Genomic DNA, 2071 nt, shown 5'->3' with positions numbered 1-2071 from the left:
CTCGTTCCACGCGCCCTCGAGGTCGCCCACGTCGAGCTCGCCCCGGATCAGCGCGCGCTCGAGATCGAAGCGCATCATGACGTGGAGATTGTAGTGGACCTCGTCCGCCTCGGTGCGGATGTAGCCCGGGACCACGCGGTTGACGGCGGCGTGGAAGGCCTCCGCGCTCCCGACCCCGATGTCGCCGAAGAGGTCCCGCAGCCGCCCGTAGAGCCAGGAGGTGAAGGCCGCCGAACGCCCGAGCTGGTTCTCGTAGATGCGGCTCTGGCTCTCGTGGACACCCATCGAGACGCCCTGCCCGATCGCCGTCAGCCGGTAGTCGGCGGCGACGTTCTGCTCGTAGGCCGCGTGGCCGACCTCGTGGATCGTGGAATAGAGGCTGCCGAGGGGCTCCGCCTCGTCCACCCGCGTGGTGATCCGCACGTCCGCGCCCGAGCCGGACGAGAACGGATGCACCGCGAGGTCGATGCGCCCGTGGTTCAGGTCGTAGCCGAAGGCCAGCGCCACCTCGCGCGTCAGCGCCAGCTGCACCTCCTTCGGGAAATGCGCCGTCAGCCCCGCGGGCGGCGGCCCGGCTTCGAGGATGCGCGCGCGCAGCTCCACCAGCCGCGGCCGCATCCGCCCGAAGAGCGCGGCAAGCTCAGCCGCCGTCATCCCCGGCTCGTAGTCGTCGACCAGCGCGTCGTAGAGGTCGCCGCCATCGGCCAGCGCCTCCGCCTCGATGCGCTTGAGACGCACCACGGTCTCCAGCGTCGGGCGGAAGGCGGCGAAGTCGTCCGCCGCGCGCGCCCGCGCCCAGATCCCCTGCGCGACCGACGTGACGCGCGCCAGCTCCGCCGCGAGGTCGGCCGGCACCTTCGTCGCCCGCGCGTGGGACCGCGCGATCCGCCGGAGCTGCGCGGCCTCGGCCTCGGTCGCAGGCTCCGCCAGCGCCAGCATCTCGCCCACCCAGGGGTCCGCGCGCCGCGCGTGCAGAACGCCCTCGAGCGCCGCCATCTCCTCGCCGCGCTGCTCGGCCGCGCCCGGCGGCATGACCGTCTCCTGGTCCCAGCCGAGCCGCCCCATGACCTGCGCCAGCGCCTCGGTCTGCCGCTGGTGGGCGAGAAGGTCGGACAATGCGCTCATGCGGTTCCCCTCACGGACTGGCGCAGCGGATACATCGCGAAGAACCGCGCGCGCAGGACCAGGACGATCAGGACGACCGCCCCGAACTGGTGCGCGATGGCGAAGTGCCACGGCGCCGAATAGAGCACGGTGACGATCCCGAGCGCGATCTGCAGCACCATCATCGCCATCATCGCGTGAAAGGCGCCGCGCGTCGCGGTCCGCGCGGACCTGCGCCCGGCGAGCCAGGCGAAAAGCGCCACGACCAGCAGGAGATAGCCCACCATCCGGTGGATGAACTGCACCGTCCCGTCGTTCTCGAAGAGGTTCCGCCACCAGGGCTCGATGGCCCACATGGCGGGCGGCGTGAAGCCACCGGCCATCAGCGGCCAGTCGGGATAGTTGCGCCCCGCGTCGATCCCCGCCACGAGCGCCCCGATCAGGATCTGCACGAACGTCAGGTGCAGGACGCCGGTGGCCATCCCCTTGAGCCTGCGGTCCCCCTCGCGGCGGGCGGCGATCAGCTCCGCCTCCGGCCGCCCGAGCTTGAGCACGTACCAGGCGATCAGCCCGAGGATCAGGAAGGCCAGCCCGAGATGCACCGCGAGCCGGTAGGAGGCGACGTCGAGCATCCCCTCCTCGAGCCCGGAGGACACCATCCACCAGCCGATCGCCCCCTGCGCCCCCCCGAGCGTCCCGAGGAGCAGCGCCCGCCCCGTCCAGCCCGGCGGCAGCGACCGCGTGGCCAGCAGCGCCACGAAGCCCAAAGCCCAGACGAGGCCGATGAAGCGCCCGAGCTGCCGGTGGCCCCATTCCCACCAGTAGATGACCTTGAACTCCTCGAGGCTCATCCCCCGGTTCTGGAGCTGGTATTCCGGGATCTGGCGGTAGAGGTCGAACTCCGCCTGCCACTCCTCGGCCGAAAGCGGCGGGATCGCCCCGGTGACCGGCGCCCATTCGGTGATCG

Annotated in this window: 2 protein-coding genes; both read right to left on the bottom strand. The window is 71.8% G+C overall.

Going from position 1 to position 2071, the window contains the following annotated elements; all coding sequences use genetic code 11:
* The coding region (locus ACTS11_RS05870) for a carboxypeptidase M32 (RefSeq protein WP_442639401.1) at positions 1-1125 on the bottom strand (1125 nt) is incomplete at its 3' end.
* Positions 1122-2071, bottom strand: a 950-nt coding sequence (locus tag ACTS11_RS05865) for a COX15/CtaA family protein (protein ID WP_442639400.1), incomplete at its 5' end; no start/stop codon positions are given. The genes ACTS11_RS05870 and ACTS11_RS05865, both read right to left, overlap by 4 nt.

The organism is Roseicyclus sp., assembly GCF_052168335.1.
Lineage (GTDB): Bacteria > Pseudomonadota > Alphaproteobacteria > Rhodobacterales > Rhodobacteraceae > Roseibacterium.
The sequence above is the reverse complement of the archived record's forward strand: the minus strand, read 5'-3'. Positions and strand labels throughout refer to the sequence as shown.